The sequence below is a fragment of the Streptomyces sp. NPDC001220 genome (genome assembly GCF_053597895.1).
The window spans coordinates 211,508-230,973 of record NZ_JBSFJE010000004.1 but is presented as its reverse complement, the minus strand read 5'-3'; the positions used below and the strand labels follow the sequence as shown (position 1 = coordinate 230,973).

Sequence of the window (19,466 nt, the reverse complement as noted above, 5' to 3'; positions counted from 1 at the left end):
GTCCGCGCGGCAGCGCCGGTGAGTGGACTCACCCGGGGGCGCGGGGCTGTATCTGATGTGCGGCTCCGCCGCGTGGGCGCGACCGGCCACGGCACACCCGCACCCGCACCCGCACCCGCACCCGCACCCGCACCCGCACCCGGCAGCGCACGGGGCCACCCCTCCCGCTAGCCGCCCAACTCCAGCGGCCGAGAGGGGTCCTTGGCCCATTCCTCGAGCGAGCCGTCGTACACGGACACGTCCTCACGGCCCAGCAGCGTGAGCGCAAGCGCCGCCCCCGCCGCCGAGATCCCCCCACCGCAGTAGAGCACCACCGGCGAGGCGTCACCCAACTCCCGTACCTTCGCGTCGAGTTCGGCGGGCGGCAGCCCTCGACCGGGAATGCTGAAGCTCCCCGGAATATGACCCCGTCGGCTGTACCGGCTGGGCACGGACCCGGCGTACCCCCCGGAGGGCAGCGCGCACACCAGCACCCCCGGCCGCTCCCCCCTGCTGATCGCCGCCACCTCCTCGATGTCCGACCAGAGTTCGGCCCGCGGCACCGGCGTCACCGGCACGGCGGCAGGCTCGGGGACGGCGTCGCCCGTGGCCACCGGCCGCCCCGCCGTCTCCCACGCGGCCAGGCCGCCGTCCAGCACCGCGGCCGGTACCGAGATGGCGCGCAGCATCCACCACAGCCGGGCGGCCCAGATACCACCGCCGGTGTCGTAGGCGACGACCTCGGCCCCCTCCCCCACGCCCAGCCGGGCCAGCGCCGCGGCCAGCGCGTCCGGGGCCGGAACGGCGAAGTGGTAGGGCGCGCCGGGGTCGGAGAGGTCCCCGGTGAGGTCGGCGTGGCGGGATCCGGGGACATGGCGCTCGGCCCAGCCGGGGTGGCCGGAGGCGGAGCGGTGGTCGCCGTCGTGGCGCGGGGAGGGCAGCAGCGCGGTGGCGTCGAGGACGACCAGCCGCGGGTCGTCCAGGTGGGTCGCGAGCCAGGTGTCGTCGACCAGGGGGCCGGGGAGCAGGGTGGTCATGGCGGCCGATCGTACGCCCGTGACCTGGACGTCTCACTGAATGGTCAGTGGCGTCCCACATCTCGGACGCGGCTTGCGCGGCACACGGGAGCTGCGGTTATGGTTTCGGCCATCTACGCGGGAGCCCCTCCCCGACCGGGCTGAGAGGGCGTCTGGGATCCGTGTGCCGCGATGGCGGGCACGGTCCCCATGGGGACGCCGACCGCACCAGAAGCGCTTTGCGCCCCGCGTAGGAGTACACGTGTCCACAGCAGTAGAGCCGCAGTCCCCGGTGCCCCACCGCGCTGCCCGCTCCTGTTGTCGTCGCGTCCGCTGTTCTCGCGCCTGGTGTCGTCGGTCCCGCTGACCGCCGCCTTCCCCGCATCCCGCTCACCCCCTCGCGCCTGCGCGCACCGCCTTCGGAGTACCCCCATGCCGCACATACGGGTCATGCTCGACTATTTCCATCCATGGCCTAATTCAGCCGGTCTCTACGTCGCCCGTGCCCGTCGCTGGTACGCGGCCGCGGGGCTGGACGTCGAACTCGTGGTGCAGGATCCGGGGCGCGGGGACACCCTGGAGTACCTGGCCCGGGGTGAGGTGGACTTCGGGATCTTCCCGCCGAACCGGCTGCTCGCCCGCCGGGCGGCGCTCGGGCAGCCGCTGGTCGCGGTCGCCGCCGTCAACCACCGTGGCCTGGAGGCGATCCAGACCACGACCTCGACCGGCATCAGCCGCCCCCGCGACCTGGCCGGCCGCCGGCTCGCCTTCAACCCGACCCCGCGCGGGCGGGCCATGGTCCGCCATCTGGTGGCGGCGGACGGCGGCGACCCGGACACGGTGATCACGGTCGACGCGGGCGCCCGTGAGCTGACCGTGGACGACATCGAGGCGGGCGAGGCGGACGCGACCTTCGGCAACTACTGGTCCTGGGACGCCCTGCGCGGCGACCTGCCCGAGCGGCGGCGCCTGACCTGGCCGGTCGACGAGATCGGCGCGCCCCGCTATCACAGCTACCTGCTCGGCACGAGCGAGCGGCTGTGTGACGAGCAGCCGTCCCTGGTACGGGACTTCCTGACCGTGACGGCCCGCGGATACGCCACCGCGGCCGGGGAGCCCGACGCCACCCTGGAGATGCTGGAGCGGGTCATCCCGTACTTCCCCCGCCCGCTCATCGCCCGCTCCCTCGCCCTGATCGCACCCACGTGGACCGACCCGCAGGGGCGCTGGGGTGTGATCGACGAGGACCGGATGGGCCCGTACGCGCACTGGCTCGCCGAGAACGGTGCCATCGCGCACGACCACGACTGGCACCGGTCCTTCACCAACAGCCTGCTGGACGTGACCGCATGACCCTGCTCACCCGGCGGCTCGCCGTCGACTTCAAGCGGGTGGACAGCGCGCTGTGTCGGGCCTGACCGCCCCGCCCCGCCGCCCGACTCCTCTCCCCCGTACGAAGGACCCCTCCAGCATGCTCCGCCGCACCGCGCTGTCGGCCCTGGCCGCCACGACACTGTTCGCCGTCACCACCGCCTGCTCGGCCGATGCCGACTCCACGGCGGCTGCCAAGGACGGCACCACCACCGTCACCCTGGCCCTGGACTGGACCCCCAACACCAACCACACGGGCATCTACGTCGCCCAGGCCAAGGGCTGGTTCAAGGACGCGGGGATCGACCTGAAGATCATCCCCTACGGCTCGACCGCGCCGGAGACCCTGATCGCCGGCCACAAGGCCGACTTCGGCATCTCCTACCAGGAGGGCGTCACCACGGCCCGCGCCGCCGGCCAGGACATCACCTCCGTCTACGCCGTCACACAGAAGACGGACGTGACCGTCTCGGTGCGCGCCGACCGCACCGACATCACCTCGCCCAAGGACCTGGACGGCAAGACGTACGCGGGGTTCGGCGCCCCCTACGAGAAGCCGCTCCTCCAGAAGGTGATCAAGAACGCGGGCGGCAGGGGCGACTTCAAGCAGGTCACCCTCAACACCTCGGCGTACGCCGCGCTGTACGCGGGCAGGGCGGACTTCGCGATGCCGATGCCGACCTGGGAGGGGCTGGAGGCGAAGCTCAGCGGGAAGCCGCTGAAGGACTTCCAGCTCTCCGACTACGGTTTCCCGGCGATCTACTCGACGCTGATCGCGTCCTCCGACCAGTTCCTGAAGAAGAACCCGGCGGTGGCGAAGAAGTTCCTGGCCGCCGTCGACAAGGGCTACCGCTACGCGGCGGACAACCCCGACCGGGCCGCCGACCTGCTCATCGCCGCCAACAAGAGCGTGCTCACCAACAGCGAGCTGGTGAAGGAGAGTTCGCAGCTGCTGGCCAAGGAGTACTACAGGGGCGCCGACGGCACCACCGGCACCCAGAGCGCCGCGCGCTGGAAGGCCTTCGCCGACTTCGAGTACGGCGCCGGACTGCTCGTCGACGCGAACGGCAAGGAGCTCACGAAGGCGCCGGACACCTCGACGTTCTTCACCGACGCCTACCTCCCGGCCGCCAAGTGAGGTCCGTGCTGCGGTCGTTGTGGCCGCCCCTGCTGGTGCTCGCCGTGGTCGTGGGCGGCTGGCAGCTGTACGTGACGGCGGCCGGCGTCGACCCGACCACGCTGCCCTCCCCCGCCCGGGTGGCCGAGCAGGGCTGGGCGAACCGCCAGGACCTGTGGGACCAGACGCTGCCCACGCTCCAGGAGACGCTGCTCGGGTTCGCGCTGTCGTTCGCGGCGGCCTGGCTGGTGGCCGTGCTGCTCGACTTCTCCGCCGCCGCCCGCCGGGGCCTGTACCCGCTGCTGGTCGCCTCGCAGACGATCCCGATCGTCGCCGTGGCGCCCCTGCTGATCATCTGGTTCGGCTTCGGGCTGCTGCCGAAGATGCTGGTGGTGACGCTGACGACGTTCTTCCCACTGGCCGCCAACCTGGCCGCGGGCTTCGCGGCGACCGACCGGGAGGCGATGCGGCTGCTGCGCTCGCTCGGCGCCGGGCGGTGGCGGTCGTTCCGGCTGGTGCGGGTGCCGAGCGCGATGCCGTACTTCTTCGCGGGGCTGCGGGTGAGCATCACCTACGCCGTGGTCGGCGCGGTGTTCGCCGAGTACGCGGGCGCCGAGTCGGGGCTCGGCATCTACATGCAGGCCCAGAAGAGCGCGTTCCGGACCGACCTCGTCTTCGCGGCGGTGGCGGTGACGGCCGCGCTGAGCATCGCCCTGTTCGGGGCCACGTATCTGCTGCAGCGGCTGGTGCTGCCCTGGGAACGGAAGGAGCGGCGGCCATGAGCGGTCTCCGTGTCGAGCGGGTGAGCAAGTCGTTCGGGGACCTCGACGTCCTGCGCGATCTCGAACTCACCGTGCAGCCCGGCGAGTTCGCCGCCGTCATCGGGCCCAGCGGCAGCGGCAAGAGCACCCTGTTCAACCTGGTGTCGGGGCTCGACCGGCCGACCTCCGGACGGGTGCTGGTGGAGGGCGAGCCGGCCGGGGTGGAATCCGGCAAGGTCGCCTACATGCCGCAGAAGGACCTGTTGTTCCCCTGGCGGACGGTCCTCGACAACACCGCGCTGGGCCTGGAGGCGCAGGGCGTGCGGAAGAAGGAGGCGCGGGCGCGGGCCGGTGCGCTCTTCGCCGACTTCGGCCTCGACGGCTTCCAGCAGGCGTATCCCTCGCAGCTCAGCGGCGGCATGCGGCAGCGGGCCGCGCTGCTGCGCACGGTGGTTCTGGAGCGGCCGGTGCTGCTCCTCGACGAGCCGTTCGGCGCGCTGGACTCGCTGACCCGCACCGAGATGCAGCTGTGGCTGGCCGGCATGTGGCAGCGCCACCGCTGGACGGTCGTCCTGGTCACCCATGACATCCGGGAGTCGGTGCTGCTCGCCGACACCGTCCACGTCCTGTCCCCGCGCCCGGCCACGGTGGTCGACCGGGTGGAGGTCCCGCTGCCCCGTCCGCGCGGCGCCGACGACTTCACGGCGCCCGGGTTCGCGGCGACGGAACGCCGGATCCTGGACTCCCTGCGCGGCACGACGGCGGTGAGAACGCCGTGACTTCGCATCTCGCCCACGGTCTGGGCACCGAGCCGGTCGAGCCGGACTGGCCGGCGCTGACCGACACCGAGGTCACCGCCGTCACCGGTCCCGCCCGGGTGGTGTGGCGCAGTCCGCGTCCGCTTTCGGCGGCCGCCGTGGTGGAACGGGACGGGCGACGGCTGTTCGTGAAACGCCACCATGTCTCCGTACGCGCCTCGCGGGGCCTGGCGGAGGAGCACGCCTTCCTGCGCCATCTGCGGGCGCGCGGGGCGCCGGTGGTGGAGGTCCTGGACCTGGTGGAGCGCGGCGAGTGGACGTACGAGGTCCACTCGACCGGGACCGGCACGGACCTGTACCGGGACGCGCTGTCCTGGTCGCCGTTCCAGGGTACGGCCCATGCCCGGGCGGCGGGCGAGGCACTGGCCCGGCTGCACCTGTCGGCGGAGGGCTTCACCGCACCGCGCCGCTCACCGCAGCCGCTGGTCGCCTCGTTCACGGTGTTCGCGGCCCCGGACCCCTGGGCCGCGCTGAACACGTACACGGCCGAACGGCCCCGGCTGGCGGGGGCGTTGGCGGACTTCCCCTGGCACGAGGACACCCGCCGCGTGCTGCTCCCGCTCCACGAGCGCCTGGCCCCGCACCTGCCGGGTCTCGCCCCCCTGTGGACCCACAACGACTGGCACGCCTCCAACCTGCTGTGGGGCGAGGACGGTGCGGTCGCCACGGTCCTGGACTTCGGGATGAGCGACCGGACCACCGCGGTGCACGACCTGGCCACCGCCCTGGAGCGCAACACCGTGCAGTGGCTGGACCCCGACCGCCCGGTCCAGGAGAAGCACGCGATCGAGCTGCTGCACGGATACCAGTCGGTACGCCCGCTCACCGCCGCCGAGTCGGCGGCCCTGCCCGCCCTCCTGCCGCTCGTGCACGCCGAGTTCGCCCTGTCCGAGCTGGACTACTTCCACGGGGTCACCCGGTCACGGGAGAACGCCCGGCTGGCGTACGAGTACTACGTCGGCCATGCCGAGTGGTTCTCCGGAGCGGTCGGCCACCGGCTCCTTGAGCTGGTGGCCGCGCAGGTGTGAGCCTCAGCGCCGACGCCATTCCGCCGCGAGGAGTTCGTAGGAGCGGACGCGGTCGGCCTGGGCGTGGGTGATCGTCGTGATGAGCAACTCGTCGGCGCCGGTGGCCTCCTGGAGCTGTTCCAGGCGGTCGGCGACGTGCTGCGGGCTGCCCACGAACTGGGTGTCGAGGCGGTCCTGGACCAGCTCCCGGTCCTCGTCCGTCCAGACGTGGGCCCGGGCCTCGTCGGGGGTGGGGAACGGGATGGCGCCCTCGGCGGTGCGGATGCTGCGCACCCAGGCGCCGTACCCGGTGGCGAGTTCGCGGGCGGTGGCGTCGTCCTCGGCGACCACGACGTCGGCGGAGACGCTGACATACGGCTTGTCGAGAACGTCCGAGGGCTGGAAGTACGACCGGTAGCCGTCCACCGCCTCCAGGACCGTGGCCGGGCTGACGTGGTAGTTGGCGGCGAAGCGCAGGCCCCGCTCGCCCGCGGTCCGGGCGCTCTCGCCGCCGCTGCTGCCCAGGATCCACACCTCGAGCTCGGCACCCTCGCCGGGCACGACGTGGGCCTCGACGCCGTCCTCGGTGCGGTAGGTCCCGGCCAGCAGGGCGAGGATGTCGTCGATCTGTTCGGCGTAGTCCTGGGACTCGGCGCCCGGGAGCAGCAGCAGCTTGCGGTGGAGCGCGATCCGTGGGGAGCCGAGGAGGCGGGCGAAGGAGAAGCGGGGCGGGATGACCAGGCCGTTGGGGGCCCGGCCGTCGACCACCGGGGTCGTCGTCGGGCCCTCCGTCCGCTCCGCGGGCGGGCGGCCGCCGGAGCGGCCGAGGCCGAGGTCGAGGCGGCCCGGGTGCAGGGCGTCGAGGAGGCCGAACTCCTCGACGGTGGACAGCGCGGTGCGGTGCCCGAGCTGTACGGCGCCGGAACCGAGCCGGATGGTGGAGGTCGCGGCGGCGGTGAGCGCCAGGACCACCGCGGGCGACGTGCCGGCCACCCCCGGGTTGAGGTGGTGCTCGGCGAACCAGTAGCGGGAGTAGCCGAACTCCTCGGTGCGCTGGGCGAGTTCGATGGAGTTGCGCAGCGCGTCGGCGGCGGTGGCGCCGCTCGGGACCGGTACCAGGTCGAGGACGCCGAGGGGGATGTCAGACATGTGCGGGCTCCTCGGCGGCGGGGAGTACGGGTGCCCACGGGAAGGGTGGGTCGGGGATGTCCTTGCGCAGGACCGGGGCCACCGCGGACTGGAACAGCTCCAGCGAGTCGCGGTGCTGGGTGTCCGTCAGCCCGCTGGCATCGGCGTGCAGATGGAGGACCGTGTGCCCGAACTGGTCGTGGTAGCGGTGCACTTTCTCGATGACCTGTTGCGGACTGCCGATCAGCGCCGAACTGCGCTCGACGAAGTCCTCCAGGGTCTCGAAGACGACCGGCAGCCCGGCGCGGCGGAAGAAGGCCAGGTTCGCCTCGAACACCGGGCGGTAGGCGGCCAGCGCCTGCCGGCTGGTGGGCGCCACGAGGACGCCTGCCGTGCCCGCGCCGACGGCGATGTCCGCCGGGTCGTGGCCGTGGTGCTCCCATCGTTCCCGGTAGTAGCGGATCAACTCGGCGTAGGGCTCGATGGGGTTGGTGACGTTCGCGGAGAACAGCGGGTCGCCGTAGCGGGCGGCGAGGTCGACGGACTCCTTGCTGGTGGCGCTGCCGTGCCAGACCCGGACCGGCCGCTGGTAGGGGCGCGGCCAGACCTCGGCGTCCGTCAGTTCCGGCCGGAACCTGGTCTTCGCCGTCACCTTGTCCTGCCGCCACAGCCGCCGGAACACCTCGTAGCTCTCGGCGTTGCGGTCCCACTGGTCCTCGGGCGTGACATGGAACAGCTCGCGCTGGGCGGTGCCGTTGCCCTTTCCGATGATCAGGTCGAGGCGGCCCTCGGAGAGGTGGTCGAGGGTCGCGTAGTCCTCGTACGCCCGGACCGGGTCCAGCAGGCTCAGCGTGGTCACCGCGGTGAAGAGCCGGATGCGCCGGGTGAGCGCGGCGACATGGCTGAGCACCACCGTCGGCGAGGAGGAGATGAACGGGCGTTCGTGCCGCTCCCCCACCCCGAAGCCGTCGAAGCCGAGTTCCTCGGCGAGCACGGCGTTGTCGAGGACCTCCCGGAACCGCTCGTGGGTGGACTTCTGTCTCCCCGTGACCGGATCCGGGCGATGCACGATCAGGGTGATCGCCAGGAACTTCACGACGCCACCCGCTCGCCGCGAGGCGTGTCGGGGTGGGCCAGGCCGAGGTGGTCGCGCAGCGTGGTGCCCTCGTACTCGGTGCGGAAGACGCCCTGTTCCTGGAGCAGCGGTACGACCGTGTCCGCGAAGGCGTCGAGGCCGCCGGGGGTGATGTGCGGGACCAGGATGAAGCCGTCGGAGACGTCCGCCTGCACGAAGTCGTTGATGGTGCGGGCGACGGTGGCCGGGGAGCCGACGAAGGTCTGCCGGTTGCCGGTGTTGATCACGAGGTCGCGGATGGACCACTTGTTGGCCTCGGCGAGCTCGCGCCACTCGCGGGCGATGGCGATCGGGTCGCGGTACATCCGGACCTGCGCGCGGCCCCGGGAGATGTGCTCCTCGCTCACCAGCGGGTCCACGTCGGGCAGCGGTCCTTCGGGGTCGTACGACGACAGGTCCCGGTTCCAGACGAACTCCAGGTGCTTGAGGGCCGTCGCACCGCTGACCTGCTGGCGGCGGACCTGGTGGGCGATCTCCTCGGCCTCCTCGTCGGTGTCGCCGAGGACGAAGCTGGCGGCGGGCAGGATCAGCAGGTCCTCGGGGCGGCGGCCGTACCTGGCGAGGCGGGACTTCACGTCGGTGTAGAAGGCCTGGCCGGCGTCGAGGGTGGCGTACCGGCTGAAGATCGCGTCGGCACCGGAGGCGGCGAACTCGCGGCCCTCGTCGGACTCGCCGGCCTGGAAGATCACCGGGCGGCCCTGCGGGGAGCGCGGCACGTTGAACTGGCCGTGGATGTCGAACTGGGGGCCCTTGTGCACGAAGGAGCCGGCCCTGGCGTCGCTCAGGAAGGTGCCGGTGGCCTGGTCGGCGAGGATCTCGTCGCCGTGCCAGGAGTCGAAGAGCTCGTTCGCGGTGGCGAGGAACTCCTTGGCGCGGGAGTAGCGCTCGTCCTGCGGCAGGAAGCCGCCGCGCCGGAAGTTCTCGCCGGTGAACGCGTCCCAGGAGGTGACCACGTTCCAGGCGGCCCGGCCGCCGGAGAGGTGGTCGAGGCTGGCGAACTGGCGGGCCACCTCGTAGGGCTCGTTGAAGGTGGAGTTGATGGTGCCGGTCAGCCCGAGGTGCTCGGTGACGGCGGCCAGCGCGGCCAGGACGGTGAAGGTGTCGGGGCGGCCGACGACGTCCAGGTCGTATATCTTCCCGCCCTGTTCGCGCAGCCTCAGGCCCTCGGCGAGGAACAGGAAGTCGAACCTGGCGCGTTCGGCGGTCTGCGCGAAGTGTGTGAAGGAACTGAACTCGATGTGGCTGCCGGCGGCCGGGTCGCTCCACACGGTGGTGTTGTTGACGCCGGGGAAGTGCGCGGCCAGGTGGATCTGCTTCAGTGGCTTGCTCATGTCGGGTGCGGTCCTTCCGGCTCAGGCGGTGGCAGCGGCTGCGTAGCGGTTGGCGGGGCGGGCGAGCCCGAGCAGGCCGCGCAGGGTGTCGGCCTCGTAGGCGGTGCGGAAGCGGCCGCGGCGCTGGAGTTCGGGGACCAGGTCCGCGGTGATGCGCGGCAGGTCGTGACCGAGGACGGCGGGCCGCAGCCGGAAGCCGGTGAGGCCTTCAGCGGCGAACTCCTCCAGGAGGTCGGCGAGTTCGGCCGCCGTTCCGGTGAAGATCCGGGCGTCGCTGGTGAACGCGGAGCCGTCGAGGGCGTCGAGGCGTTCCTTGCGGGCGGCGGCCGCGGCCTGGTCGTCGTCCAGGAAGACCACGAGGTCACCGAAGACGTGCACGGTGTCGCCGGCCCGGCCGGCGGCCTCCTGCTCGGCGCGGATCTCGGCGACGATGGCACGGGCGTCGGCGCCGTCCCGCGGGGTGACGTAGCCGACGTCGGCCTGCCGGGCGATCAGCCGGTAGGGGACGGTCTGGTGGCCGAGGGCGGTGACGAGCGGCTGGCCCTGCGGCGGGCGCGGGGTGATGGAGGGGCCCTTGACGCTGAAGTGCCGGCCCTCGAAGTCGATGTAGTGCAGCTTGTCCCGGTCGATGAAACGGCCGGTGGCCGCGTCCCGGATCTCGGCGTCGTCCTCCCAGCTGTCCCAGAGCCGGCGTACGGCCTCGACGTGGTCGGCGGCCTCGTCGAAGTGCTCGGCGAGCCGCTCCTGCCCGGCCGGTGAGCGCAGCCCGGCGAGGTCGATCGGCGGGAAGGTACGGCGGCCGAAGTGGTCCGCCTCGTGCGGGCGGGCGGAGATCTGCACCCGCAGGCCGGCCCGGCCGGTGCTCACGTAGTCGAGGGTGGCGATCGCCTTGGAGATGTGGAACGGCTCGGTGTGGGTGGCGATCACCGTCGGCACCAGGCCGATGTGGCGGGACAGCGGCGCGATCCGGGACGCGATCAGGACGGCGTCCAGCCGGCCGCGGACCTGGTCGGTGCGGCCGTCCAGTTCGCCGTAGTGCGAGGACTGCAGGCCGAGGCCGTCCTCGATGGTGACGAAGTCGACGAGACCGCGCTCGGCCTCGGCGACCAGATCGGCCCAGTATCCGGCGGTGAACAGGTCGCGGGGGCGGGCGACCGGCTCGCGCCAGGACGCGGGGTGCCAGCCGGTACCGTCCAGGGCTACGGCGAGGTGCAGATGGGAAGCGGGAGATGAGGACACAGGGGTGCCTTCCTGAAGGTCCGTACGAGGGCGCGCCGGAGAAGGGGGCGCTGCGGGGACGACTGGTCAGGAACAACAGAGCGCGCCGGCCACGCGCTGGAGGTCGATGTGCGGCCGGGAGTGCAGGACGGTACGGCGGCTGGGGCTGAGGACACGTGTCACGTCCCGCACCTCCCGGCCTGCTCCGCGTACATCTCGTCGTGAGTCACAACAGACCGGGTTCGGTGGTTGTTCCCGGGCTGCGCAGCAGCAGGGTGCGGCCGCGCAGCCGCTCGGTGAAGCCGATCGACTCGTAGAGCCGGATCGCGTTCGCGTTGCCCGGGGCCGCGTGCAGGAACGGGGTGTCGCCGCGCTCCCGGATCCCGGCGGCGGCCGCGCGGACGAGGCGGGTGGCAAGACCCCGGCCCCGGTGCTCCGGGTCGGTGCAGACGGCGCTGATCTCCGTCCAGCCGGGCAGCCGCAGCCTCCCCCAGCCTTCGGCCGGGGGGAGCCCCGTCTCGCTTCGCTCCGCGAGGTGGGCGTGCGGGCCGGTGAGGGCCGACCAGACGGCGTTGTCGAGCGGGGACGTATCGGGTGCGAGCGGGGCCCCGCTTCCGTGGCGGTCGGTCTGGAGGGTCACGGAGGCGGGGTCCCTTCTCGCCTGGCGGGTTCTGCGGGGGTTTTTCTTGACGGTTGGTCAGGAGTTGTCGAGCGGCAGTCCGGGCGGGTTGACCTCGGACTTGGCGACGGCCTCGTTGGAGAGGTTGTAGGCCTTGAGCCACTCGGCGTACTGGCCGTTCTTGATCAGGTAGTTGATGGCGTCGGCGAGCGGCTTGGCGAGGCCGCTGTCCTTCTTCGCGGTGGCCGCGATCAGACCCTGGAGGCTGCCGCCCGCGCCGGAGTAGGTGCCCGCGGTGCGGGTGGCGTTGGGCGTGTTCGCGGTCTGCCTGTTGTGGTAGGCGATGCCGGGGTTGGGGCCGAGATAGGCGTCGATCTTGCCGCTGTTGAGGGCCAGGTAGACGCTGTTGCTGTCCTGGTAGTACTTGACCGCGAGCTTCTTGCCCTCCTTGGCCAGCTTGGCCTTCCACTCCAGGAGGATCTTCTCCTGGTTGGTGCCGGCGCTGACGGAGACGGTCTTGCCGGCCAGGTTCTCGTAGTTCCCGCCGAAGTTCCAGGTGCTCTTCTTCGGAACGGTGAAGGCGAGGTTGTCCTGCCGGTAGGAGGCGAACTCGTACTTCTTCTTCCGCTCCTCGGTGTCGGTGATGTTGGAGAGGGCCACGTCGACCTTGCCGCTGTCGATGCCGACGAACATGTTCTCCCAGGTGAAGTTCTTCACCTCGGGTGTGAGGCCGAAGACCGCGGCGACCAGCCGGGCCAGGTCGGGTTCGGAACCGGTGAGGGTCTTCTGGTCGCTGCCCACGTAGGCCAGCGGCGGGAACCCGGCGGGCAGCGCGCCCTCGCCGATGACGAGCTTGCCGCTCTTGCGGACGGCGGCGGGCAGTTCGGCGCTGATGGACTTGACCTCGGAGACCTTGATGGTGGTCTGCTGGGCGGCGCCGTTGGAGACCTGTCCGATGACGACCTCGCCGCTCTTGGCGCTGCCGGTCGTGGTGGCCGCGTCGCTGTCGCCCCCGCAGGCGGCGAGCCCGGTGGCGAGGGTCGCGACGGCGGTCGCCGTGGTGAGGCCGCGGATCAGGCTGCGTCGGGAGAGGAGCGTGGGCATGGCTGTCCTTCGTGTTCGAGCGAAAGGTGAGAGGTCGAGCGGGAGATGAAAGGGAGCAGGCCGTTCAGAGGACCTTGCGCAGGAAGTCCCGGGTCCGTTCGTGCCGCGGATGGTCGAGGATCTCGGCGGGTGGGCCCTGTTCGACGATCTTTCCGCCGTCGATGAAGACGATCCGGTCGGCGACCTCGCGGGCGAAGCCGATCTCGTGGGTGACGATCACCAGGGTGGTGCCGCTGGACGCCAGGTCCTTGATGACGGCGAGGACCTCGCCGACCAGCTCGGGGTCGAGCGCGGAGGTCGGCTCGTCGAACAGGATGATCCCGGGGCGCAGCGCGAGGGCCCGGGCGATGGCCACGCGCTGCTGCTGACCGCCCGAGAGCTGGCGTGGATAGGCGCCGACGCGCTCGCCGAGGCCGACCCGTTCGAGGAGTTCCTTGGCCAGCCGCTGGGCCTCCGGCCTGGTCAGCTTTCCGGTGGCGACGGGTGCGGCGGCGACGTTGTCGAGGACCGTCAGGTGCGGGAACAGGTTGAAGTTCTGGAAGACGAAGCCGATCCGGCTGCGCTGGGCCAGGATGGCGCGTTCGCTCAGTTCCTTGAGACCGTCACCGTGGCGTTTGACCCCGATCAGCTCGCCGCCGACGCTGACGTAGCCGGACTCGGGCTTCTCCAGGTGGTTGACGACCCGGAGCAGCGTGGACTTTCCGGAGCCGGACGGGCCGAGGACGACGGTGACCTCGCCGGGGCGGACGGTCAGGTCGATGCCGTCGAGGACGCGGTGGGCGCCGTACGACTTGTGGACGTCGTGGATCTCCAGGGCGGCCGGCGCGACGTCCGGCGCCTTCTCCGGTGCGGTGGTCATACGGCGGCCTCCCGGCGTATCCGTTCCCGCAGGCCGGCCAGGCCGGTGCGGAGTCTCTGGAGAGGGGTCGGCGGCAGCGTGCGGGTGGCGCCGCGGGCGAAGTACCGCTCGACGTAGTACTGCACGACGGAGACGGCGCTGGTCAGGATCAGGTACCAGACGGTGGCGACGAGCAGCAGCGGCACGATGTCACCGGGGTAGGTGCTGCCCATGGACTGCACCGAGCCGAAGAGGTCGAGCAGCGAGACGTAGAACACCAGGGACGTGCTCTTGATCAGGCCGATGAGCTGGTTGACGTAGTTCGGCACGATGGAGCGCAGGGCCTGCGGGAAGACGATCCGGGTGAACTGGTAGCCCTTGGGCAGGCCGAGCGCGGCGGCCGCCTCGTGCTGGCCCTGGTCGACGGAGAGGATGCCGCCGCGCACCACCTCGGACGCGTAGGCCGCCTCGTTGAGGCTGAGGCCGATCACGGCGATGGCCATGTCGGTGGCGAGCTTCGACTCGTCGAAGGTGACGAAGGACGGGCCGAAGGGCACACCCAGGCTGAGCGTCTTGTAGAGGGCGGAGAAGTTGTAGAGGAAGATCAGCAGGACGATCAGCGGGATCGAGCGGAACAGCCAGGTGTAGGTCCAGCTCACCGCCCGCAGCACCGGACTGCCGGAGAGCCGGGCGAGGGCGAGTACGACGCCGCCGAGCAGGCCCAGTACGGCGCTGAGCGCGGCGACTTCGAGGGTGACGACGAGCCCGTCGAGGATGGTGGGGCGCAGGAACCAGTAGCGGAAGCGGTCCCACTGGTAGAAGGGGTTGCTGGCCAGCCCGTGCACGAACTGCGCGACGAGCACCAGGACGACGGCGGTGGCGATCCACCGGCCGGGCCGGCGCAGTGGCTGAACTCGCTGGCTTTTCAGAGGCTTTGACGGTACGTCAGTGGGTGGTGGCGCCTCGGCAACGGACAGGACGCCTGGGGGTTCACTCATGGCGGGCTCCGGCGGAGTCGGACACCCCGGATCACACGGCCGGGGCCGCGGCACCGCACCGCGTCGGGACACGGCACAGGTGCGCGGGGGCGCGCGGGACACGGGATGGGGCGGACGGCTTCGCACCGGGGCGGCCGGTGCTTCGACGAGGACGCTGGGACGCGAGGCTGCGGGAGCCGCGCTGCGGGCGAGGCGGAAAGGCCTGGTCAGACCCGACAGCGGGCGCGGCCCGGTGCGGTACACGCGCTACACAGGGCGCTGTTGACGCGGAGCAGGTCGACGGCGCGGTCGGCGACCAGCGGGCTCGGATACGGCTGTACGCAGCCCTGGGTGCGGCCCTCGGCCGACCTGGAAGCTGCGTACATGTTCCGTCACCTGTCGCTGTTGTGGCGGCCCCTGGGGGCCTCGCGCTTACCGAACATCGTCATCCGGTCCGGTCGTCACCTGGGGCACCCCACCGCGGTGCGAGGGTTGCCGGTCAGCAAGCCAGGGCTTGACGCTGACGCTCTTGACCGTTCTGGTCCGTAAGTTAGGCAGCCGTCCGAACGAATGTCAACGCCTGTCCGACTGGCGAAACGGTTCGGACCGCTCTCACCTGCGCGGAGCGCCGGGAGCGTCCGCCGCGTGGCCCGCCCAGTCCAGGATCTGGACGGCCGCACCGGCGGCCTCCAGGCCCTGGCAACGGCCGTGGTGGCGGCGGGCGATGCCGTCGAGGTCCAGATGGGCGCCGAAGGCCGGGTGGGCGGCCAGCCGGCGGGCGTAGGCCCACAGCACCGGGTGGCCGGCGATGGCGTGCACGGCGGCGGCGTCCAGGTGGTTGCGGTGCACGGTGTCGAGTTGCACCAGGGACACCCACAACTCGACGTCCGCGGCCGTGAGTTGCCCGCCGACCAGGAACTCCGTCCCGGTCAGGCGGTGTTCCAGCTCGTCCAGGGCGGCGAGCAGCGTCTCCAGCGCCTCCGGGTCGCCGCCCTCTCGGCCGGCGTGCTGTGCCGCCTGTTCGATGTCCTCCGCGCAGAGCCGCTCGACCTCCTCGATCCCGGCCTCGGCACCGCACGGGTACAGCCGGACGCCGCCGTCGCCGAAGTGGCGGTCCAGGTCGCGCAGGATGTCCCGGCTGTGGGTGCTGACGATCCGGCCCGACCAGTCGTCACTGAGCACCGGTGCGAGGGCCGGTCCCGAGTAGTGGTGGGCGCTCGCCTCGTACAGCGGGCGCAGCGCCGTGTGGCTGCCGTCGGGACAGTCCGGGACGGCGGCCAGGAAGGTGACCGGACAACAGTCGTCGAGGGCCAGCAGGCTGTGGCCGACGGCGATGCGGAGGCCGTCGGGGCAGGCGGTGGCGAGGTGGAGCCGGTAGCGGCGCGGCACGGCGTAGTGCCCGCTGCGGGCGTCCCGGCCGATGCGCCCGCGGAAGGCGGGGCCGGTGCGGACGGACGGAACGGCGGCGAGCGGAGTGATGGACATGCGTCTCCCCGGGGGTAGGGGCGCGCGGACGTACGCGCGGCGGAAGCGTTCGTCGGTGGGTGGGCGCTCGGTGGGCGGGCGCCCGATGGCCGGACGCTCGATGGGTGGGCGTTCGGCGGACGGGCGTTCGGCGAGTGCGGCCGGCTACGGGCGCCCGGCCGGTCACGGCCGGGCGGCGGGTACGGCCGGCGGTGGGTGCTCAGCCGGTGCGGCTGATGGCGCTGCACACGCGCTGCAGATCGATGTGCAGGCGGGAGGTGAGCAGCGGGACGGGGCAGGGCGTGCGGTTCCCTCGGCGCTGTCTGCCGGTGACCGTGCGCAGCCGACCCATCTTTCCCTACCTTTTCACTAGGATTCCCACCTGGAGTGTCGATCGGCCTCCGCGTGCCGTCAAGGGGGCGTCCACGCCTGGGACGGCCGGCCCGGCTTGCCGCGGGGCGCCAGGGGATGTCCGCTGGAGGCGCAGGCCGAGTGACAGGAGCCGGATGCGATGAGCGAGCCCCCGGGTCCCGGGCCCGTGCCCGGCGCCGTGCCCGAGACCTTCTTGTTCGCCTGCCGGCGGTGCGGCGAGGTCTGGGAGGCCACCTTCCAGGCGGTGTTCTTCACCGACCCGATCGCCGACCCGGACCTGCGCAGCACCCAGGAGTACGTCGACGAGGCCGGCCGGGCCGTGCGGTCGCCGCTCACCGACGCGGTGTGCCCGCGCTGCGGCAGCCGGAAGGTGGGGATCACGGTTCCCGGATCATGACGCTCACCCGGATGGCACGCGCGGGTGGTCGGCCACCGTGCCGGGTGGTGGCGTGGAGGGACGTACCGCCGTTGCCCGCGCAGTGACGCAGCACCGCTGCCCCCGCGGAGCGACGTACCGCGTTCCCGAGGAGGCAGTCGCGATGATCCGTCCGTCCCGACCCGTGCGTGTTCTCGTCTCGGCCCTGGCGGCGGGGATCCTGCTCGCCACGGCGGCCTGCACGGACGAGAGCGGCGGCCCCGAGGCCGTGTCCGTCTCGCCGGCCGGCGAGCACTCGCCCGCGTCCCCGTCGGCGACCCCCGCCCTCACCGGGGCGGGCGCGCAGGCCGCGCTGATCACGCCGGCCGACATCGAGGACAACTGGCAGCTGGCCAAAGACGCGGCGACCTGGCGCAACTCGATGCTGGTCGGCAAGGTCGACGTGGCCGACTTCCTCACCGCCAAGTCGGATGCCGCCGACTGCCAGCGCCTCCTCGACGGCCTGTACTCCGACAGCCTCCTCGGCCGCGCGTCGGGCGCCTCCGGGCTGCGCGGGTTCACCTCGGAGGACTCCCGGATGCTGTACCAGGTCGGCGACTACGGCTCGGCGAACCTGGACGCCACGCTGGCCTGGCTGAAGACCCTGCCGGACAAGTGCAGCCAGTTCACGGCCACCGGCAAGGACGGCGGCCGGCGGACCGTGCAGGTCGTGTCGGCGAAGGTGCCGAAGTCGGGCGACGCGCGCGAGGCCCTGACGGTGACCGTCCAGGGCAACGCCAACGGCCGGTCCGCCACCTTCACCACGGACGTGGCGGTGCTGCGGATCGGCGCCTCCGGGGCGGCGGTCACCAACGGCAGCCTGTCCGGCGTCGACCACGACAGCACCGCACTGGCCGTGCAGACCGGCGGCCAACGCCTCAAGGACGTGCTGTCCGGCAAGACCCCGGCGCCGATGCCGAGCCAGTTCGACTAGCTCGGTCGGCTGCGGGCCCTCGGAGCCGGTCTGGGCGGTGCCTGTTCGCCGTTGTCGCGGTGCCGTGCGACGAGGAGTTCGTCGCGGGTGCCGAAGCGGACCAGGTGGCGGCCGACGACGCCCTGGCCTACTCGTATCCGACGACCTTGAAGTCCTTGCTGACGAACACGTGGTGCGGCCAGTTGACGCTGATGTTGTGCACCTCGTACTCGCCGTCGGCCAGTTGGAGGATTTCCAACGGCACGGTGAGTCTGCTGGCCGCCGCCAACGGCAGGTACGTGACCGCCGAGGATGGCGGCGGCGACGCGCTGATCGCCGACCGGACCGCGATCGGGACCTGGGAGCAGTTCGACCTGGCGACGGTCTGAGACGCCGGAGAGGCCCCGCGGGTGCTGCCGGCCCGCGGGGCCCGCGTCACGTCGGCGGAGCTCAGCCGTTCACCGGGCGGCGTGCGGTGCGGGCCGCCTTCGCGAGGTCCAGGTCGGTGGTCTCGGGAGCGAGGAACTGGGAGACCAGACCGCCGACCGCGAGTACCCCCGCGCCGACGAGCAGCACGAACTCCACGCCGAAGCGGTCGAGGCCCATCGGCAGCAGGAAGGTGCCGACGGCCGCGCCGACCCTGCTCATCGCGGTGGCGAAGCCGACGCCCGTGGCGCGCAGCGAGGTCGGGAACACCTCCAGCGGGTAGACCGCGGTGAGCGCGCTGGAGGCCGCGTTGAGGAAGATGAAGAAGAGGAAGCCGGCCACGATGACGGGCGTCGAGTGCGGCCACACCGCGACCAGCGCCAGACAGCCGGCGGTGATCCAGAACGGCGGGATCAGCAGCCTGCGGCGGCCGATGCGGTCCACCACCAGACAGCCGGCGGTGACACCGGCGACCGCGGTGAACGAGTAGACGAGCAGCGCCGCGACCGCGTTGTCGCCCATGTGGAGGGCGTCGAAGACCTGCGTCCAGAACGTTCCGATGGCGAAGTACGGCAGCACCAGCGCCGCCCAGAAGACGCTCGCGAACACCGTGCTGCGGATGTGCTCCTTGCTGAACAGCGCCCAGAACCCGGCCTGTCCGCTCGCGCTCCGCTCGTCCAGTTCGGCGTCGACGTCGATCTCGATGCCGTACCGCTCGATGAGCGCCTCGGCCTCCTCCCGGCGGCCCCTGCTCAGCAGCCAGCGGGCCGACTCGGGGATGCCGCCCCGCAGCGACACGCAGATCACCGCCAGGACCGCGCTGCTGGCCAGGGACCAGCGCCAGCCGCCGTCGACGTGCGCGAACAGGGCGCCGACGACCGTGGCCAGCGCGTAGCCGACGTACCAGCTGATCTCCAGGCTGGCCAGCAGCCTGCCCCGGCCCTGTTTGGGGGCGTACTCGGAGAGCAGCGGGGCTCCGATGGCGTACTCGCCGCCGATCGCCACGCCCATCAGGAGCCGGATCAGGAAGAGCTGGAGCCCGTCGGTGACGAAGAACTGGAGCACCGAGCCGACCAGGAAGATCACCATGTCGGCGAGGAACACCGGACGGCGTCCGAAGCGGTCGGCGAGCCGGCCGAAGAGGGGGCCGCCGACGAAGATGCCGATCAGCGGGGAGGCGCCGACCAGGCCTTCCATGAGGGTGGAGAGGTGCAGGTCGGCGGTGAGGGCGGTCATGGCCATGCCGATGCCGCCGATGATGTAGCCGTCGATGCCCTCGCCTATCTGGGTGGCGAGCTTCAACTTCGTGTGCAGACGGCGGCGTTCGCGTGTGTGGTCGGGGGCTTGCGGGGTGCCGGGCGGTTGCTGGGTCGCAGGCGTCATTGCCATGTGCGGTCCTCGGGGTGAGCGGGTGAGCGGGTGAGCGGGTGAGCGGGAGGGGACGGACAGCGGTCGAG

The 19,466-nt window shown here is 71.9% G+C and carries 21 protein-coding genes, 1 pseudogene and 1 riboswitch; of the genes and pseudogenes, 8 read left to right on the top strand and 14 right to left on the bottom strand.

What is annotated here, in order from left to right:
• Positions 1–167 precede the first annotated feature (167 nt).
• Positions 168–1,016 (bottom strand): sulfurtransferase, encoded by an 849-nt coding sequence (locus tag ACWDGI_RS11765; protein ID WP_450757865.1) that lies wholly within the window; start codon positions 1,014–1,016, stop codon positions 168–170.
• Positions 1,017–1,427: 411 nt separating this feature from the next.
• On the opposite strand from ACWDGI_RS11765, the gene ACWDGI_RS11760 reads away from it, so the two are divergent.
• The 5 genes from ACWDGI_RS11760 to ACWDGI_RS11740 all read left to right on the top strand — a co-directional run bounded on the left by ACWDGI_RS11760 (position 1,428) and on the right by ACWDGI_RS11740 (position 6,090).
• Positions 1,428–2,348, top strand: coding sequence for an ABC transporter substrate-binding protein (locus ACWDGI_RS11760; protein WP_450757863.1), 921 nt, complete (start codon positions 1,428–1,430; stop codon positions 2,346–2,348).
• Between the two features lie 118 nt (positions 2,349–2,466).
• A complete protein-coding gene (locus tag ACWDGI_RS11755; protein ID WP_450757861.1) occupies positions 2,467–3,504 on the top strand; it encodes an ABC transporter substrate-binding protein in 1,038 nt (345 codons plus the stop codon).
• Positions 3,505–3,509: 5 nt separating this feature from the next.
• Positions 3,510–4,265 carry an ABC transporter permease gene (locus ACWDGI_RS11750; RefSeq protein WP_450757859.1) on the top strand — a complete coding sequence of 252 codons (756 nt, stop codon included), beginning with the start codon at positions 3,510–3,512 and terminating at the stop codon, positions 4,263–4,265.
• Entirely contained in the window at positions 4,262–5,023 is a 762-nt protein-coding gene (locus ACWDGI_RS11745) for an ABC transporter ATP-binding protein (protein WP_450757857.1), read from the top strand. Before ACWDGI_RS11750 ends, ACWDGI_RS11745 begins: the two co-directional genes overlap by 4 nt.
• Entirely contained in the window at positions 5,020–6,090 is a 1,071-nt protein-coding gene (locus ACWDGI_RS11740; protein WP_450757855.1) for a phosphotransferase enzyme family protein, read from the top strand. The genes ACWDGI_RS11745 and ACWDGI_RS11740 overlap by 4 nt, the downstream gene beginning before the upstream one ends.
• Before the next feature lie 3 nt (positions 6,091–6,093).
• On the opposite strand, the gene ACWDGI_RS11735 is transcribed toward ACWDGI_RS11740, so the two are convergent.
• The 12 genes and pseudogenes from ACWDGI_RS11735 to ACWDGI_RS11680 all read right to left on the bottom strand — a co-directional run bounded on the left by ACWDGI_RS11735 (position 6,094) and on the right by ACWDGI_RS11680 (position 16,235).
• A complete protein-coding gene (locus ACWDGI_RS11735; protein WP_450757853.1) occupies positions 6,094–7,218 on the bottom strand; it encodes an LLM class flavin-dependent oxidoreductase in 1,125 nt (374 codons plus the stop codon).
• Positions 7,211–8,293 (bottom strand): LLM class flavin-dependent oxidoreductase, encoded by a 1,083-nt coding sequence (locus tag ACWDGI_RS11730; RefSeq protein WP_450757851.1) that lies wholly within the window; start codon positions 8,291–8,293, stop codon positions 7,211–7,213. The genes ACWDGI_RS11735 and ACWDGI_RS11730 overlap by 8 nt, the downstream gene beginning before the upstream one ends.
• On the bottom strand, positions 8,290–9,663 hold the full coding sequence (locus ACWDGI_RS11725) for an NtaA/DmoA family FMN-dependent monooxygenase (RefSeq protein ID WP_450757849.1): 1,374 nt from the start codon (positions 9,661–9,663) through the stop codon (positions 8,290–8,292). The genes ACWDGI_RS11730 and ACWDGI_RS11725 overlap by 4 nt, the downstream gene beginning before the upstream one ends.
• Before the next feature lie 21 nt (positions 9,664–9,684).
• Positions 9,685–10,902: an LLM class flavin-dependent oxidoreductase gene (locus ACWDGI_RS11720; protein ID WP_450757847.1), complete on the bottom strand. Its 1,218-nt coding sequence runs from the start codon at positions 10,900–10,902 to the stop codon at positions 9,685–9,687.
• Between the two features lie 66 nt (positions 10,903–10,968).
• Positions 10,969–11,064 carry a putative leader peptide gene (locus ACWDGI_RS11715; RefSeq protein WP_350785419.1) on the bottom strand — a complete coding sequence of 32 codons (96 nt, stop codon included), beginning with the start codon at positions 11,062–11,064 and terminating at the stop codon, positions 10,969–10,971.
• A 43-nt stretch (positions 11,065–11,107) separates the two neighbouring features.
• Positions 11,108–11,368 (bottom strand): annotated as a pseudogene (locus ACWDGI_RS11710) (GNAT family N-acetyltransferase); the annotation flags it as partial.
• A 210-nt stretch (positions 11,369–11,578) separates the two neighbouring features.
• Entirely contained in the window at positions 11,579–12,604 is a 1,026-nt protein-coding gene (locus ACWDGI_RS11705; RefSeq protein ID WP_450757846.1) for a transporter substrate-binding domain-containing protein, read from the bottom strand.
• A 64-nt stretch (positions 12,605–12,668) separates the two neighbouring features.
• Positions 12,669–13,463: an amino acid ABC transporter ATP-binding protein gene (locus ACWDGI_RS11700; protein WP_450757844.1), complete on the bottom strand. Its 795-nt coding sequence runs from the start codon at positions 13,461–13,463 to the stop codon at positions 12,669–12,671.
• Complete coding sequence (locus ACWDGI_RS11695; RefSeq protein ID WP_450757842.1) at positions 13,460–14,440, bottom strand: amino acid ABC transporter permease; 981 nt, start codon at positions 14,438–14,440, stop codon at positions 13,460–13,462. Before ACWDGI_RS11695 ends, ACWDGI_RS11700 begins: the two co-directional genes overlap by 4 nt.
• A gap of 206 nt (positions 14,441–14,646) precedes the next feature.
• A complete protein-coding gene (locus ACWDGI_RS11690) occupies positions 14,647–14,805 on the bottom strand; it encodes a hypothetical protein (RefSeq protein WP_360479225.1) in 159 nt (52 codons plus the stop codon).
• 37 nt (positions 14,806–14,842) lie between these two features.
• A riboswitch (SAM riboswitch) is annotated at positions 14,843–14,954 on the bottom strand.
• Positions 14,955–15,031: 77 nt separating this feature from the next.
• A complete protein-coding gene (locus ACWDGI_RS11685; protein ID WP_450757840.1) occupies positions 15,032–15,904 on the bottom strand; it encodes a glutathione S-transferase C-terminal domain-containing protein in 873 nt (290 codons plus the stop codon).
• Positions 15,905–16,103: 199 nt separating this feature from the next.
• Positions 16,104–16,235 (bottom strand): putative leader peptide, encoded by a 132-nt coding sequence (locus tag ACWDGI_RS11680; protein ID WP_360479219.1) that lies wholly within the window; start codon positions 16,233–16,235, stop codon positions 16,104–16,106.
• 159 nt (positions 16,236–16,394) lie between these two features.
• Between ACWDGI_RS11680 and ACWDGI_RS11675 the strand changes: the two genes are divergently transcribed.
• The 3 genes from ACWDGI_RS11675 to ACWDGI_RS11665 all read left to right on the top strand — a co-directional run bounded on the left by ACWDGI_RS11675 (position 16,395) and on the right by ACWDGI_RS11665 (position 17,972).
• On the top strand, positions 16,395–16,652 hold the full coding sequence (locus ACWDGI_RS11675; RefSeq protein ID WP_450757838.1) for a hypothetical protein: 258 nt from the start codon (positions 16,395–16,397) through the stop codon (positions 16,650–16,652).
• A 142-nt stretch (positions 16,653–16,794) separates the two neighbouring features.
• A complete protein-coding gene (locus tag ACWDGI_RS11670; protein ID WP_450757836.1) occupies positions 16,795–17,604 on the top strand; it encodes a hypothetical protein in 810 nt (269 codons plus the stop codon).
• Between the two features lie 245 nt (positions 17,605–17,849).
• Positions 17,850–17,972 (top strand): fascin domain-containing protein, encoded by a 123-nt coding sequence (locus ACWDGI_RS11665; RefSeq protein WP_450757834.1) that lies wholly within the window; start codon positions 17,850–17,852, stop codon positions 17,970–17,972.
• 61 nt (positions 17,973–18,033) lie between these two features.
• On the opposite strand, the gene ACWDGI_RS11660 is transcribed toward ACWDGI_RS11665, so the two are convergent.
• The gene (locus ACWDGI_RS11660; RefSeq protein WP_450757832.1) at positions 18,034–19,398 is read right to left on the bottom strand and encodes an MFS transporter; all 1,365 of its coding nucleotides are present in this window, start codon (positions 19,396–19,398) and stop codon (positions 18,034–18,036) included.
• Positions 19,399–19,466: the final 68 nt, after the last annotated feature.